Source organism: Flagellimonas sp. 2504JD1-5 (assembly GCF_053618295.1).
The window spans coordinates 250,297-265,147 of sequence record NZ_JBSIOU010000001.1; the positions used below are offsets into that span (position 1 = coordinate 250,297).

Consider the following 14,851-nt stretch of genomic DNA (forward strand, 5'->3'; position numbering starts at 1 on the left):
TTTGTATTTTGGAGAATTCAAAGTACTGTTATGTCGGAAATTTTAGAAAAAGCTGAACATTTTGTCTCCGAAATTTTAGAAAATAAATTGGATCCAAAATTCTTGTACCACAATTTGCGACATACCCAGCGTGTAGTTAAAAGTACTAAAGAATTGCTCAATTTCTACAATTTGGGAACAGCGGAAGAGGAAAAGTTACTATTGGCGTCATGGTTCCACGATACAGGTTATACCAAAGGGGTGCAAGGCCATGAAGAAACAAGCTGCGAAATTGCTGTAAATTTCCTAAAAGAGCACAAGTATGATGCAAAAAGTATTGAAGAAATCAGTGCCAATATTATGGCTACAAAACGCTATTCTGAACCTCAAAATTTGCAACAGCAAATTATCCGGGATGCGGATGCTTCGCATTTTGCCCAAAAGAGTTATTGGGAAACCACTGATTTTTTAAAAGAGGAATTGGAACTTCTTGGTATTGCCAAATATTCCAACAAAGAGTGGCGGGATGAAAACATAAAAATGTTCCGGAATGAACATCAATTCTATACTGATTATGCCAAGGATAACTGGGAAGAAGGCAAAGAGCGCAATCTGAAACAATTGGTGAAAGAGAAAAAAACTGAAAAGGAAATCGCTAAAAAAGAAGCGCTGAAGGCCAAATACAAGAGTGAGAGTCCGGATCGTGGCATTCAAACGCTGTTTAGGGTCACCTTGAAAAATCACTTGACCTTAAGTGATATTGCAGATACCAAAGCTAATATTTTGCTTTCTGTAAATGCCATTATTATTTCAGTTGCCTTGTCCAATCTTATCCCAAAACTGGACAATCCGTCCAACGAATATTTAATTTGGCCCACTGGAATTTTTATTACGTTCAGCGTAATTTCCATGGTTTTGGCAGTATTGGCTACTAGGCCCAACGTAACCAGTGGTCAGTTTACCAAACAAGATGTGGAAAACAAGAAAGTAAATCTGTTGTTCTTCGGCAACTTTCATAAAATGAGTCTTGGTGATTATGAATGGGCCATTAAAGAATTGGTAAAGGACAATCAATACATTTATTCTTCCCTTACCAAAGATTTGTACTTTTTAGGATTGGTCCTGAATCGAAAATATAAGATTCTAAGACTTACCTATACCATTTTTATTATTGGAATAGTTATATCGGTAATCGCCTTTGCGATAGCCTTTAACTTTTTTGGTGGGACAGGACGATTGTAAAATTTAAGATTTAAGCTCTTCCATCAAATCTTCATACGTATAGGTACGCTCAGATTTGGCATCCTTGTCCTTGGTATAGAGAATTTCTGCTCTTATTGCCTTTAACCCAGTAACACCTTGCAACCCTTCCAACTCCACAATCTCAATATTGTTGGTAAAGTAACCTTTGGATTTTAAGAATTTAATGTATCGCATATACTCTTTCTCATCTTTACGCTGACTGTATACAATGGCAAGTTTCCCTTTTTGGGTCAATCGCTCATTGGTTCCTTTAATATAGGATTTGTCGATGCGCTTTTTGATGATCTCGTATCTAGCGTTATATGTACCATCAACATCAAATCGTTTTTCATCCATTCTAAAACGTATGGCAAGGGAGGTACTGTATACTAGAATCAGAGAGGCTACATCTAATTTTACGGGCAGTTTTGGTTTTAGTGCGTAGTATTTATTTTCCATATCGCACATTACCTGTAGCTGCCACAACCGAAGGTTGCTCAAATAAAGCTCGTCAAAATTTCTATCATTGGCGATGGAGCTTCCAATATACATGTTATGCTCTACCCCATCGGTCTTGTAACGTTCAAAATAATGCGGGAACATCTCCTGGGCAGCAACTTGTTTTCTGTCCAACAAGGCGGCTAGTTCCATATTGGCTTCCATTACGCTATTATCGTAATTTCTACGATGGTCATAGTAGGATTCTGTGGTTTCATCTATTTGAGCTTCATAGGTGTCGACCAAAGCGGCCAGCTCTTTATTTTCGAGCCTCAAGTGTTTAAACACAGGGGATATTTCTTCTTTTACAAAATCAAAGATGGCCTGTTCTGTATGGGTGTACAACGCCTCTTTTACCTCATCGAGGTATGTATTCACCCTAAACATAAGCTCTTCATAAATGGGTAGCTTGAATTTTTTGAAAGCTACTTCCAAAACCCCATTAATTTCAGAGAGTTGAATCATCAAATCGCGCTGAATTGAAATGTTTCTTTGTTTTGAAGATTCTTTGATGTCAATTTGACCATATAGCGGGTACACATCCTTGAAAACAATTTCCTTGAAAACTGGTTGGTTGCCTAAAAGCTCATCCGCCATAAAGCGCTTTGCTTCTTCTTGAAATTTCCAATAGACCGAAGAATGCACTGTAGTACATTCGTGTTGAATAATGGCATCAATCAAGTTTTCTTCTTCCTCAATAGATCGGAGCACCGCTGAAATTATAAACGGCATCACATCTTCCAATTTATTGGCATTAACGCTGTTCAGTTCATTTACAGTTTCCGAAACTAGTTCCAAAACACCCAATAGGTTTCCATCACTTGCAATTGGCGCCAAGATGGCGCTTTTTATTCCCTGTTCGTACAGGTTTTTATAGGGTTGTTCCCCATTTGATCTTTTATAATATTTTTCTACATTGGAAATGGCAAAATATTTGTTCTCTTTGAATAATTTTTCATGGGAATAACTACAAAGCATTTGATCACAGGATTCCATATCCTTTCCTTTAAGGATGTAGCTTTCTATGCCCTTACCATAAATTTTTAAAAACCTGTTGGTATTGGAATCATATCCCGCAAAACCAACATTTATTTTTCTAAGATTGAAAAGTGACCTAAAAGTTTCTTGAAAACTGTCCATAAAGTTTTCATTTGCCCTTTTGTTGCTTCCAATCAGGGTAGATTTAATTTCCGAAATAGAGTGTTCGGCAGTAACATCGAACATGTTCGATATCACAAATCCTTTGGAAATAAAACTATTCGGAGGGATTTTCTCCTTCCAAAGATCAATATTGTCAAAATTCTCCAGTAGTTCATCGACATCCGCTTGTGATAGTTCCTTTGCCTTATCAGTTGGAACAATTTCCATAAAGTCGGCGTTGTACAATATGCGATAATGCCGCATTACCCCATTGGAATCAGGAATATCGTAAAATAATGGTCTTCTAAAATCCATTTTAAACCCGTAGTAAAAACTCAGCACCACGGTACAACGCATTATATAATCTACATTCTGAGGTAAATTGCGAATTTGGAGCTCAAATCCATCACCAGCGTTTTTTAAAATATTCTGAAAACGTTCAGATGAATTAAAAACTATAGTTTCAAATGGAGTAGATGCCGTTTTTATCTCGTTTTTGGTGAGAACAGACGAAAACGTATCAGCCAAGATAATACTGATTACATCTTTGTGCTTTTCTAGCAGTTCAAGGTCACTAAAACCCTCCCTGAGTTCAGGGTACGGAGCTTGTGCATCAAGAACATATTTAGCTCTTTCCGCCAAATATTTGTCCTTGCTCTTTAGCTGTTCATCATAGTGTTGCAACAACTTGTTGAAACTAACCAGATGCAACATGGGACTCTCTGCCTGGTAATTTTGCTCCATACAATATAAGTCGAGGTTTAGCCTGTAAAGTTACAAAAAGAAAAAATGCACTCTTGTTAAGGGAATCCTTATGGATTTGTCCGCATTTTTTGGATATTTAATGAAAATTGTTCCATGTCCTCCAATTTTAGGTTAGATCGAGCTTACAAGCAGGCTAAAACCATCGCTTTTGATGACGATTCGAAATTTATTTTCTTTAGCGACTGCCATAGGGGTGACAACAGTTTTGCTGATGATTTTGCGAACAATCGAAACATTTACTTTCATGCATTAAGCCATTACTATCGCGAAGGCTTTCAATATTGTGAGCTTGGTGATGGTGATGAGCTTTGGGAAAATCTTCATTTTGAATCCATTTTTGAAGCCCATAAAAATGTATACCAATTGCTGCGGCAGTTCCATTTAGAAAATCGACTTCACATGGTTTGGGGAAACCACGACATGGTTTATCGTCAAAAATCATATGTGGACAAGCATCTATCCAGCTATTTTGAACCCATTGAGGACAAGGACAAACAACTTTTTGAAGGAATCACCTATCATGAAGCACTTATTCTAAAACATAGTAAAACCGAGCAAGAGTTGTTTTGTACCCATGGGCACCAAGCCGATTGGTGGAACTACGTTTGCTGGCGTATCGGCCGATTTTTGGTGCGAATTCTTTGGAAACCGCTTCAAGTTGTTGGTATAGCAGACCCGACCAGTCCTGCAAAAAATTATAAGGAGCTTATCCGAATTGAAAAAAGAATCAAGCGTTGGATCCTAAGAAACAATCTTCGGATTACCATTGCAGGACATACCCACAGACCGCGGTTTCCTGAACCTGGACAAATTCCTTTTTTTAACGACGGTAGCTGTGTCCATCCGAGAAGTATTACCGGAATTGAAGTTGAAAATGGTGAAATCTCATTGATCAAATGGCAGATTGCCACTAAAGTGGACGGTACTTTACAAATTGTTAGAATCTTATTGGAAGGGCCTGAAAAACTGAGGGATTATATAGAAAAGTAACATGGATGTCGTACAACACGCCATAGATCAAATCCCGGAGCGACATAACCTTGCCTCATACATCATGCTTGCGGGTATCGTTCAGGCTTATTTTTTGGGAATGGTCATTTTTGTTCGTTCCAAAAAGAAATCCGCAATACGCATATTTGGATGGTCCTTGTTGTTTCAGGCCCTAGTCTGCACAGACACCTATTTGTGCTATACCGGACTGATCAAATATCTTATACACTTTAATGATTCCACGGAGGTTTTTGTATTACTGATTGCCCCGACCATCTATTTTTTTGTGTATTCCCTTCTAGAACGAAAACCAATCACTTTTAAAAAGCATTGGGTGCACTTTTTGGTTCCTTTTCTTTACCTGGTTTTCCAAATAGGGTATTTCCTGAATCCCGTCTCCGTTAAATTGAATGCTTATTTGGATGCTTACCATGATGACATTCCTATGGTCGCCGTTCCTGACTGGGTTACCTATGAATACCAATGGATTAAGAATGAGTTCAGATGGATTATGTTGGCAAGCTTTACATTTTACCTAATCCTGAGCGGAATAATCGTACTAAAAAAGAGAAAACAGAAGCATGTACCTACCCAAAAAGTAAAAATGGATAAGTATGCGTTTACACGAAATATGATACTACTGCTGATTCTGTTATTGGCCTTGGTTTTTACTATTTATTTATTTCATGAAGATGATGGGGGCGATCATATCATTGTTATTTTCGTAGGAGCAATTGCCTTTATAAGTTCCTTTTTTGTTTTATCGGAATCCCGTTTTTTTGAAAATTCCTGGATTGCGGATAAATATGAAACCCTTTCAAGTGATTCATTATCCTTTGAAAAAATTGATGCTTATGTGATCAACAGTGAATATTTTCTGGTTCAAAACTCCACATTGAAAGATTTATCAGAGAAACTTGAAACCAATCCAAATTCGCTTTCTAAATCCATTAACCTTGAGACCGGGTTCAATTTTAATGATTACCTCAACCAAAAAAGAGTGGATACAGCCAAAAAAAGACTACTGGACCCCTCTTTTGCCAATTTAACCATCGAAGCTATAGGCAATTCCGTCGGTTTTAGCTCAAAATCAGCATTTTACAATTCCTTTAAAAAACACACGGGATATTCCCCATCTACTTTCATAAAAGAAAAAGTCTAGTTTTTTTCTCCAGAATTACAATTCGAGACGTATCGCGGAACAAAAAGAAGGTTCATTTCATGTTCTTCTTCAATCTTTGCCGAAAGTTTATTCATCATGAGAAAAAATGTTAGGCGTTACGATTTGGATTGGCTCAGAGTCATTGTCTTTGCATTGCTTATTTTCTATCACGTAGGAATGTTTTTCGTGCCATGGGGATGGCACATTAAGAACAATGTCATTTACGATTGGCTTCGCTGGCCCATGCTTTTTTTGAACCAGTGGAGGCTTCCCATCTTGTTTGTTATTTCAGGCATGGGAACTTATTATGCCTTGGGAAAACGAAGTATGGGCAAATTTGTATTGGAACGTTACCTGCGTTTGGGCATCCCGCTTTTTGTAGGAATGCTACTTGTTGTTCCCCCTCAAATTTATTTGGAACGTATCGTAAATGGAGAGTTTGTCGGGTCGTATTTGGATTTTAACCTAGAAAAACTATTTAGGGGAGGAACCTATCCCGAAGGAAATATAAGCTGGCACCATCTATGGTTTTTGCCTTATTTATTTCTATTTTCCCTAATCCTTGCTCCCATTTTTGTTTATCTCAGGAAGCGTCGCAGCAATTTTATTGAATGGGTTAAAAATTGGATTCAAAAACCTTGGGGAATTTATCTTTTTGTGGTTCCGCTCTTCTTTGTAGAATCCTTTATGGAGCCATTTTTCCCGGTCACCCATGCTTTGGTAGGAGATTGGTTTACCATAGCTTTCTATATTATCTTGTTTTTTTATGGTTTTGTACTTATTTCATGTGGAGAGACCTTCTGGAAAATTCTGGATAAAGTCAAACTCAAAGCGCTATCAGCCGGGATACTCGCATTTATGGGCTTGTTGACCATCTGGCTCTTTTTTGAGGACAGTACCTTAATCCATTTTATCGAGGCATTCCTTAAAGTAGTAAACCTTTGGTCATGGATATTGGTGTTATTTGCCTTTGCGTCCCAATTTTTGACCAAACCCAGTAAAGGACTCGCTTATGCAAACAGATCCGTTTATCCCTTTTACATTCTACATCAAACTATAACAATTATTATAGCGTACTTCGTTATGAATTTAGACTGGGGATTCTTACCGAAAGCATCAGTTTTGGTCATAGGAACTTTTGGAATCAGTTGGCTTATTTACGATATGATTATCCTTCGGATACCATGGCTTCACCCTTTGTTCGGATTAAAAAAAGTACAGTAAAATATATAGTTCCTAAGAAATGATCATACTCGCTTGGCCAAAGTTTTCATAGCCTTCACAAAAATGTCAAGCTCTTTTGTTGTGGTATAAATATTCGGGGTAATTCGACAACCAACCACATTGCCTTCGTCAATGGCAACCGTCCAAATCTTAAATTCTTTAAGCAAGGTTTCGGCCAAATCTTTCGGCTTTATGTGCGAGATGCCAACGTTGGCAATGCCACAACTTCGATGTTCTTCCTCCGGAGTATTGATTATTATGTTGGGAACATTACGCAATTGATCTCTCCAATACCGTTGCAGGTATCGAAGCCGTTTTTCTTTTCGATGGATTCCCATTTTATGCAAATAATCCATGGCTTCTTTAATGGCCAAATAAATTTGCACTGGATTGGTTCCAGTGTGGTTTAAGCGAAGAATGTCGTGAGGTTCTTTCCCATGTTCTGCCAATAAGGGCCATATTTTGGGAATGTTCTTTTTTGCCACATGCAACAATCCAACACCCAACGGAGCATTTAGCCATTTGTGAAGGCTTGATCCGTAATAATCGCAATTTAATTCCGAAATATTGACATCAATATGACCTACAGCATGGGCGCCATCTACCATTACCTCCACTCCATGTTTGTGAGCCATATCACAGATTTTACGAATGGGGAGTATGTGCCCTGTAATGTTGATCATATGACAAACCATCAACAATTTTGTTTTTTGAGTTATTTGCGACTCATACAAGGCCACGATTTCTTCATCAGATTTAGGGTGATTTGGCACGGAAACTTCTTTGCAAACCACTCCATACCGATCCTGTATCAGGTAGAAGTGATCCCGCATAGCGCCATAATCCTGATGAGCAAAAATTGCCTCATCCCCTTCCTTCCAAGGGAAGCCTCCAATGATAAGATCCAAAGATTCTGTTGCATTTCGAGTAATTACCAAGGTTTCTGGTTCACATCCTACAAATGAAGCCAATCTATGGGCCACTTGTTCCTTATTTTCCCATTGCACCGTTCGCATATAATAAGAACCCTCATAATTTACCATTTGGGTATGTTCCCATAATTTGTTCAAAACAGGAGTAGGGGTAATGCAGTAATATCCATTTTCTAAATTGATATAGTCAGGTTTCAACTTAAAGTCCTCTCTGATACGCTCCCAAAAACCTTCAACATCTGGATGCGGATAAGGTAACTCATTATAAATTTCTTGACCATTCGCTGTCATCGGCAAAAAGGGTATAACCATGCCAGCTCCGCCTAAATACTTTAAAAATTGTCTTTTTTCCATCTCCAGATCAAGTTTAAAATTGTGCTAAAACTTGTAAACCATTAAGTTACGACATTCCCCTTTTGCTATCCAAGTTTTATCTAAAAGGGAATTTGAGCACCTTCCTAATATCGAAAATGTAACACATTTAACAGCTATTTATCATTGCTGTGGCAAGGTATTTGTTAACTTTAAATCAACGTATCGACCAAGTTGCTATGAAAAATCTTGTTCTGCTGTTGTCCTTTTTGGTCCTTGGAGCCACCGCTTTGCAGGCCCAGGGCGATATTCCCACCACTCGACCTTTAAAGGTCGGGGAACGAAACAATCTGGATATTAAATCCAGTAATCAAGGTACTTCGCTGCGTATTCCCTCCGTAATTGACGAAAATCTAACCTCCAAGAGCAACAAACCTGGAGTAAAAATGTTACCGGATAAACAATTGTTGCAAGCTGGTCACGATTTGGTCATTGACCCCAAAGTAGGGGAAAAAGAGAAAAAAGGGTCAAAAGAACACCATGGCGACCAATATTTGGGTGATATAAAAACCACCGCCAAGTTTATAGGGATTGTTTGCAGAGATCATGAATATGTTGACGGTGATAGGGTGAAAATTTATCTGAATGGGATGGTGGTCGAACCAAATATTTTGCTTTCCGGCACTTTTAAAGGAATCAATATTGATTTGGTTGAAGGTTTTAACAGGCTCGATTTTGAAGCATTAAATCAAGGGTCGTCTGGCCCTAATACCGCCCAAGTTGTTGTTGCTGATGACAAAGGCCAGGTAATCCACAATAATCGATGGAATCTTTCCACAGGTTCCAGGGCAAGTTTAATTGTTGTTAAAGAAGAAGAATAGTTACTCGCCCGGCTTATAGGTTTTAACGGCTCTTTTTAGTACGTCCTCCCTGTAATACGCAGCATCTTTCCATTGTACATCGGCATACATTTCAATTTGATCATCAAAATGTGGTGAATCGGGATTTCCACTTTGACCACCGGCTAAAATAGTCTTGGCCTTGACCTTTTCTCCGAACTCAACAGCGGCTACGAAGCTGTTACCGCGAGTGCCATATATTTTCTTCGTATTGTTATGGTATCTAGCGCCGTAAGCAGCCAAAGCACCCCATCTTCCACTGGCAAATCCGATTGGAATACTTGGTTTGGTATCGTCAAAAGCTTGACGAATATCACCATTCAATCGTTGATATCGATTTACTTCTCCCCAAGGAATATTCCAAGTGCCAAAATCGGCTTCAAGTTTTTCGACAACCTTTTTAAAATGCGCCAATTTTTCTTCATTTGGAGCCTCACCTCCATAAAAAATCAATTTTTCCATTGGACTGGAAAAACTTCTCTCTTCTTTGCTCTCATATGAGAGACAGAAAGTTCCATAAAAATGGGCCAAGGTCATTGCAATGGATTCCTCGGAGGTTTTAAAATCCCAATTTCGTAATATGTCAATCGGTTCTTTAAGACTAGATATCGGATTTTCATCATATGCCGCTATCAATCCTGGAATCAAAGCATCGAAAGCAGGCAAATAAGAATCATGAGCCAATTGAATCAAACTATCTAAAGTATAACCACTTCGGCCTGTCAACAATTCAATGGCATGTACCCCTCTAAAATTTTCTTGATCACGTGACATGTATTTGGGATAATCTCCTCGTTTGGGGCTATATTCCAATGCCGCGGAATAAGGAGTGGAATTGCAGTTTTGAATCCAGCCATTTTTGGGGTTCAACACCAAAATATTTTCATCGACGGTATGTAATCCTTTCCAATCCGTCAGGGGATTATTCCCATCGACTGGTTGGGTAAAATCAAAACTTGTATCCCTTTTGGGAATGAAATTTCCATGGAAATAGGCAATATTGCCCTCGGCATCGGCATAAACCGTGTTGTTGGAGGAATTGGTCCTGATATCCATCATTTTTCTGAAGCCATCGTACCCAGTTTGTTTGGTTCGAATATAGGATTGCTCCAAAGCTTTGACAGGTTCCCACATCATAGCGGATGACGTCCACTGTCCATCAATAGCATGGGTAATGGGTCCATGATGCGTACGATACATTGGGAAAGTTTTTTCTTTGATACCTTCTCCATCTTTAAACTTTAGTGTCACCTCTTTAGATCCAACCAGTCTTAATTCTTCTCCATATTGATAAAGGGTATTATTCCCATTTTTTACAATGGTTTCCTTGAACTCGTCCATAACATCGGTATAGGTTGATGTATGCATCCAACCTGTTTTCTCATTGAATCCTTGATATACAAAAAACTGCCCCCAGGTCACCGCTCCATAGGCATTTAATCCTTCTTCGCTGACTACATGTACTTCTCCCCTAAAATAGAAGGAAGTATGCGGATTGATCAACAGCATGGCGTTGCCCGATTCGGTCAACTTTCCCGAAATAGCAATTCCGTTGGATCCTTGTGGTTCTTCCATTTCCTTTTCTTTTTCCATTTTGAGAGCCTCCATCTTTGGGATTTCCATTCCACTTTCGTAAAATGCTTTGATCTTTGCAATGGAAATCCGCTCAATGTCGCCACCTATGCTTCCTTCACTAAAATACATGGGCATCCAAGGTTCAAATCGAGTCAATAACTTTGGTTTTACCTCTGGATGGGTGTGTAAATAGTAGTTAACGCCATCTGCAAAGGCATCACATAGTTTTTTTAGCCATTCTGGACTCTTTTCATAGTTGGCAATCGCTTCCTCCTGTGTCATGAATAATTTGGCTCGAAGATCACTATATATGGCCTCTTCACCTTCGACCTCTGCTAATCTTCCGGTGGCCCAAATGTAGTTTTGCTCTACACGGTTAAAATCATCTTCGCATTGGGCGTACAGCAATCCAAAAACGGCATCCGCATCAGTTTTTCCGTAAATGTGCGGCACTCCAAAATCATCCCTAATTATGGTCACGTTTTCCGCTTGGGCTTGCCACTCTTCTACTTCGGTTTGTGGTTTTTGGCTACAGTTCACTAAAGTGAACGCTATAATCAACAGTAAACTTCTCATTGGATTTTATGCTTTTTTCAAAAATTGGGTCTTCAATACAATTTGGGATTTTCCTATTCTACACTCGACCTCTTGTGGACTCCCTGTTAAACGAATATTTTTTATCACATTCCCTCTTTTAAGAGTCTTGGACATGCCCTTGATTTTCAAATCTTTGATCACGTGCACGCTATCGCCATCTTCAAGAATATTCCCATTACTGTCCTTGGTATCCATTTATTTATTTTAGACTCTTAATGTACAGCAAATGCCATTGAATTGCTAATTGAAATAGGAAGATTACCAACTACCGCTGGCACCACCTCCGCCCGAACTACCGCCACCTCCTGAAAAGCTACTTGAACTTCCACCGGAGGAGCTGGACCCAAAGGAATGGCTTCCCGAAGAAGAAAAAGTTTTCCTGATATATGTGCTATCACTTTTGAACAATGAAAGTTGAAATTCTTCTTTACCCTTGACAAGAATTTTAATTGCCGTAAGCAGCAGTGTAAATCCAAAAAAGCCGGCAAGAAGATAATACCCCCATGAAAAATCATCCAGCAAATAGGTATACTCTTCGAGGTTGATACCCAAACCAAATATTTCAATGGCAAAAAAAAGTGGCATCAATATAAAAACCATGGAAAAAAGAATTGGAATCATTTGAAAAAGCACCATAAAAGCGCCTTGCAGAACTCCTAGTTTGCCAATCAGCATACCTCTAAAAGCTTCTACAACACCTGAGTAAGTTCGGTAGAAAACGAACCCTCCGGCACCAACAAACATTAGCAGGAACAAGCAAATAAAAATTCCAATTCCCCAACCTATATCGTTTTCAGATTCCAATTCATTTTTAAATTCTTCCAACGCATCTGGATTGTTCAGAAATTCAATGAGTTGATCTGTGGCCAGGTTCAATCCATCAAAATAATTCTCTTCCTTGAATCGCGGAATCATTGAATTCCGAATGATACCTGAGGCCACCGCATCTGTTATATAGGGTTCTAAACCATAGCCAACTTCAATTCTAACCTCTCTGTCAATTTTTGAAAACAGAATTAGAATGCCATTATCTTTTTCTTTTTGGCCCAGTCTGTTTTGGTTGAATGTACCATTGGCATACTCCTCAATGGTTTCATTCCCCAAAGTATTTATGGTCAGAATTACCACTTGATTTGTGGTTTCGGTTTCAAACTGGGTTAATTTTGTTTTTAGCCCTTCCAACTCTTGGGTTGAAAAAATACGGGCACTGTCGTTAACAATTTCCTGCAATTCCAAATAACGCTGCTGGCCAAAAACAATGGAAGAACCTATAAGCAAGAAAATAAAAAGAAGGATTTTTTTCATAACACCTCTAAAATGGAAACCTTTAAATATACGATATGCAAGAATGTTCTTTTCCCACCAATGTACAGAATGCGTAAACGGTTTTATGTCCGTATAATTTCAACTAACTTGTACCTTCTTTTAAAACTCTTTATGTCCGATAAGAAAGTAAGCATCTTAACAGCATTCAAGACCATTATTTGGCCCAAAAGGAAATTGGTGTTTATCGGTTTGTTCTTGATTGCCATAAGCAAAGCGGCAGGTTTTGTTGCTCCAATTGCCTCAAAATACCTTATCGATGATATCATTGTCAAAAAAGACGTGACGATGCTCAAATATTTGGTGGCGGGGGTAATGTTGGCCATTTTGGTTCAATCGGTAACTTCATTTTTGTTGACCCGGATTTTGAGTGTGCAGGCTCAATTTCTAATATCTGAGCTACGGGCAAAGGTTCAAAAACATGTGCTCTCATTACCCATTCGTTTTTTTGATAATTCAAAATCAGGTGCCTTGGTATCCAGAATCATGACAGATGTGGAAGGGGTACGAAATCTAGTGGGCACCGGTTTAGTGCAATTGGTGGGTGGAATCATAACCGCAGTGGTTTCCCTGATTCTTTTATTGGACATCGACATTTTTATGACGCTTTTTACTTTTATTCCATTAATCATATTTGGTTTAATTGCCCTAAAGGCCTTTAAAATTATCCGTCCCATTTTTAGGGAACGTGGCAAGATCAATGCTGAAGTAAAAGGAAGGTTAACGGAGACCTTGGGAGGCGTACGTGTAATCAAGGGATTTAATGCGGAAAAACAGGAACATGAAGTTTTTGAAGTTGGAGTGGATAGATTGTATCAGAAGGTGAAGAAAAGCCTGACCACAACTGCATTTATGACCAGTTCCTCCACATTTTTATTGGGAGTCGCCACCACCAGCGTTATGGGATTTGGTGGTTATATGATTATCCAAGGAGATCTTAGCATTGGTGAATTTGTAGAATTCACCGTTCTACTAGGCATGATGATAGCTCCCATTGTGCAAATGAGCAATATTGGAAGCCAGCTGACCGAAGCTATGGCTGGTCTGGACCGAACCGAAGAGTTGATGAACATGGTTCCGGAATCCGATGAAGTTGAACGATCTATTTCCTTAAAGTCAATACATGGAGATATGAATTTTATGGATGTCTCATTTGCCTACGAAGAAGACAAGGAAGTTCTGCACAACATCAGTTTTAAGGTGAAGTCTGGGCAAGTGATTGCCTTGGTAGGGAGTTCTGGTTCAGGAAAATCAACCATTGCCGGGCTGGCAGCCAGTTTCTTGACCCCAGATTCTGGGACAATCACTATTGATGGAAAAGACCTATCCAAAGTAAATCTTACTAGTTTCAGAAAACATTTGGGCGTGGTTTTACAAGACGATTTTTTGTTTGAAGGAACCATAAAAGAGAACATCTTATTCCCCAGACCTGATGCCTCCGAAGAACAATTGCAAAAAGCGGTAAAGGCTGCCTATGTCGATGAATTCACCAATAGATTTGATGAAAGATTGGACACTTTAATTGGAGAAAGAGGAGTAAAATTATCAGGAGGGCAACGGCAGCGTATTGCGATTGCCCGAGCTGTATTGGCAGACCCGCGAATATTGATTTTAGATGAGGCTACTTCAAGTTTGGATACTGAATCTGAAGCGTTGATTCAAAAAAGTTTGGCCGAACTGACCAAGGGTAGAACTACCTTTGTAATCGCTCACCGTTTGAGCACCATTAGAAAAGCCGACCAAATATTGGTCATTGAAAACGGTCGAATTGCTGAGCAGGGAACTCATGACGAGTTAATCGCTTCCGAAGGAAGGTATTACAATCTGTTTACGTATCAGGCAAGAATCTAAGCTTCTTCGGGAGCCAATTGCACCTCCAAGCCTTCAAGTTGTGGCGTAATATGGAGTTGGCAACCTAGTCTGCTATTGTCTTCCACAAAGAAAGCTTCAGCAAGCATTGCTTCTTCATCATCCGATTTTTCGGGAAGCTCATGGTCAGATTTCACATAACATTGACATGATGCGCACATCGCCATTCCGCCGCAAATCCCTATAGTTCCTTCAGGGGCCAATTCATAAGAACGAACTACTTCCATAAGGTTCATGTTCATATCTGTTGGTGCATCTACTTCATGCAATACGCCATCGCGATCTGTTATTTTAATCTTTATATCACTCATAATTCATCATGTTGTCCCCTTGAGCGGACTTTA

The 14,851-nt window shown here is 39.1% G+C and carries 12 protein-coding genes; 6 read left to right on the top strand and 6 right to left on the bottom strand.

The window, feature by feature from the left end; genetic code table 11:
- Positions 1 to 30: 30 nt before the first annotated feature.
- The gene (locus ACULLG_RS01065) at positions 31 to 1,221 is read left to right on the top strand and encodes a Pycsar system effector family protein (protein ID WP_452124913.1); all 1,191 of its coding nucleotides are present in this window, start codon (positions 31 to 33) and stop codon (positions 1,219 to 1,221) included.
- A 3-nt stretch (positions 1,222 to 1,224) separates the two neighbouring features.
- Here ACULLG_RS01065 and ACULLG_RS01070 read toward each other — a convergent pair whose 3' ends face one another.
- A complete protein-coding gene (locus tag ACULLG_RS01070) occupies positions 1,225 to 3,603 on the bottom strand; it encodes a GAF domain-containing protein (protein ID WP_452124914.1) in 2,379 nt (792 codons plus the stop codon).
- Between the two features lie 114 nt (positions 3,604 to 3,717).
- Here ACULLG_RS01070 and ACULLG_RS01075 point away from each other — a divergent pair, with 114 nt between their 5' ends.
- The 3 genes from ACULLG_RS01075 (at position 3,718) to ACULLG_RS01085 (ending at position 7,000) form a co-directional block, all read left to right on the top strand.
- Entirely contained in the window at positions 3,718 to 4,614 is an 897-nt protein-coding gene (locus ACULLG_RS01075) for a metallophosphoesterase (protein WP_452124915.1), read from the top strand.
- A 1-nt stretch (position 4,615) separates the two neighbouring features.
- Positions 4,616 to 5,776, top strand: a complete 1,161-nt coding sequence (locus ACULLG_RS01080; protein ID WP_452124916.1) for a helix-turn-helix domain-containing protein — start codon at positions 4,616 to 4,618, stop codon at positions 5,774 to 5,776.
- Positions 5,777 to 5,872: 96 nt separating this feature from the next.
- Positions 5,873 to 7,000 (top strand): acyltransferase family protein, encoded by a 1,128-nt coding sequence (locus ACULLG_RS01085; protein WP_452124917.1) that lies wholly within the window; start codon positions 5,873 to 5,875, stop codon positions 6,998 to 7,000.
- Between the two features lie 23 nt (positions 7,001 to 7,023).
- Here ACULLG_RS01085 and ACULLG_RS01090 read toward each other — a convergent pair whose 3' ends face one another.
- Positions 7,024 to 8,286: an aminotransferase class V-fold PLP-dependent enzyme gene (locus tag ACULLG_RS01090; RefSeq protein ID WP_452124918.1), complete on the bottom strand. Its 1,263-nt coding sequence runs from the start codon at positions 8,284 to 8,286 to the stop codon at positions 7,024 to 7,026.
- Positions 8,287 to 8,483: 197 nt separating this feature from the next.
- Between ACULLG_RS01090 and ACULLG_RS01095 the strand changes: the two genes are divergently transcribed.
- Complete coding sequence (locus ACULLG_RS01095; RefSeq protein ID WP_452124919.1) at positions 8,484 to 9,125, top strand: hypothetical protein; 642 nt, start codon at positions 8,484 to 8,486, stop codon at positions 9,123 to 9,125.
- Here the strand turns inward: ACULLG_RS01095 and ACULLG_RS01100 are convergent, their stop codons facing one another.
- The 3 genes from ACULLG_RS01100 to ACULLG_RS01110 form a co-directional block, all read right to left on the bottom strand.
- Positions 9,126 to 11,294: an acylase gene (locus ACULLG_RS01100; protein WP_452124920.1), complete on the bottom strand. Its 2,169-nt coding sequence runs from the start codon at positions 11,292 to 11,294 to the stop codon at positions 9,126 to 9,128.
- 6 nt (positions 11,295 to 11,300) lie between these two features.
- Positions 11,301 to 11,510 carry an alkylphosphonate utilization protein gene (locus tag ACULLG_RS01105; RefSeq protein ID WP_452124921.1) on the bottom strand — a complete coding sequence of 70 codons (210 nt, stop codon included), beginning with the start codon at positions 11,508 to 11,510 and terminating at the stop codon, positions 11,301 to 11,303.
- A gap of 63 nt (positions 11,511 to 11,573) precedes the next feature.
- Entirely contained in the window at positions 11,574 to 12,620 is a 1,047-nt protein-coding gene (locus ACULLG_RS01110; RefSeq protein WP_452124922.1) for a TPM domain-containing protein, read from the bottom strand.
- A 132-nt stretch (positions 12,621 to 12,752) separates the two neighbouring features.
- Between ACULLG_RS01110 and ACULLG_RS01115 the strand changes: the two genes are divergently transcribed.
- On the top strand, positions 12,753 to 14,489 hold the full coding sequence (locus tag ACULLG_RS01115) for an ABC transporter ATP-binding protein (protein ID WP_452124923.1): 1,737 nt from the start codon (positions 12,753 to 12,755) through the stop codon (positions 14,487 to 14,489).
- Here the strand turns inward: ACULLG_RS01115 and ACULLG_RS01120 are convergent.
- Positions 14,486 to 14,818, bottom strand: a complete 333-nt coding sequence (locus ACULLG_RS01120; protein ID WP_452124924.1) for a ferredoxin — start codon at positions 14,816 to 14,818, stop codon at positions 14,486 to 14,488. The genes ACULLG_RS01115 and ACULLG_RS01120 overlap by 4 nt on opposite strands.
- Between the last annotated feature and the right edge of the window lie 33 nt (positions 14,819 to 14,851).